1 protein-coding gene is annotated in these 1675 nt (G+C 53.6%); it reads left to right on the forward strand.

The features are described 5' to 3' along the window. The coding region (locus QA600_RS22730) for a DUF262 domain-containing protein (protein ID WP_345782050.1) at nucleotides 1–1675 on the forward strand (1675 nt) is incomplete at both ends.

The following is a 1675-nucleotide window of genomic DNA, read 5'->3' on the forward strand; positions in this document are numbered from 1 at the left end:
CCGGAGATCAACGAATCGATTTTCCTGCCTGCGATTCAACGGGAGTTCGTCTGGGATACCGACCAGATCGTTCAACTTTTCGACTCTGTCCTTCGTGAGTATCCGATCGGGTCGTTCATATTCTGGAATCTTAACGGCGATTTCGCAGAGAACCAAATCAAGTATCACTTCGTCCGAAATCACATCGAAGACAGCATCTACCCCGAGGAGTTCGATAACGTCCACCATCGGAATCCGAAGGTCCCTGAATACGAGCAGGTACCCGATAGCGTCTCGCTCGTCGTTGACGGCCAACAACGACTCACGTCGTTCTACATCAGTCTCATGGGAACGTACGTCGAGAAGCAAAAGTACCGACAGCGCAAGAACCCGGATTCGTGGAACCGGAAGCAGCTGTACTTAAACCTCCTCTCGAATCCCGGTGTCCAGCGGGACGACCAACTGAAACTCAGGTACGACTTCCAATTCAAGAAGCCAAACCCGCCCCAAACCAGCGACGAGTACTGGTTCCACGTTGGCGATATCTTGGAGATCGACACGCTGGAGAAGGCGATGACGCTAGCAGATGAAATCGGTGCTGAACTGGATGGAATTTCCGACGCAGAAGAACATTACATCTTCAAGAACCTCAATTCCCTCTACAACGCGATTCACGCCCGTGACGTGATCAACTACTACGAGGAGGGGAACCAGGATAACGAGCGAATCCTGGATATCTTCGTTCGTGCGAACGAGGGTGGAACACAACTCAGCAAGTCTGAAATTCTCCTCTCAATCGCAACATCCTACTGGGCATCCGACGCGGAGAATCCGATCGACGCGAAAGAAGAGATCAGCGCGTTCGTGACGAATCTCAATCAGCGATATGTGGATGAGGGATACGACTTTGGTAGCGATTTCGTCCTCAAGTCGCTTCTCGTGGCGGCGGACCTTTCAGCGGAATACCGAATTCGCTCGTTCACGCACGAGAACCTCTCCTTGATGAAAGAGATCTGGGAAGGTGGTGAGGTCGAGGACGCGATCGAATCGACGGTCGAACTCATCAACGACTTCGGGTTGACTGGACGAAGCCTCACCAGTCGGAACGCGCTCATTCCGATCGTCTACTACTTCTATGCGAACGGGAATCCGAACCTCACTACGGATTCGGAACTCGGCGTGAACGTCCGGCCGCGCATCCTTCAGTGGCTCTGCTCGGCGCTGCTTAACAGCAACTTCAACTCCCGACCCGACCAGATCATCGAGGATGCCCGGGAAGCGATTAAAGAAACCGAATCGTGTGAGTTCCCGTTAGAGCGAATTCAGCGCCAGATTCGCACACGTGGAAAAGCGGTCGGGTTCAGCGAGGAGATCATCGAGGACCTGTTTGACGAGACTGATTACAACAGCACGAAGATCTACCTTCTCTTATCCGTGCTCTATTACCCCGAGCCTGCGCTGGACGATTCCCACGAGGTGGATCACATCTTCCCGCGAAGTCTCCTGGAGAAGGACAACCTCATCGAGGAGTACGGCTTCGATCCCGCCAAGGCCGAACGCTACGAGTCTCTTCGGGATCACGTCGCCAATCTCCAGCTCATCGATGAGAATCAATCGAAGGGGGACCAAGCCTTCGACGAGTGGATCACCACGCGTAGCGACCGGTACTACGACCGACATCACATTCCAAGGGATG

This window comes from Natronococcus sp. A-GB1 (genome assembly GCF_029688845.1).
In the GTDB taxonomy this organism is placed as follows: Archaea; Halobacteriota; Halobacteria; order Halobacteriales; family Natrialbaceae; genus Natronococcus.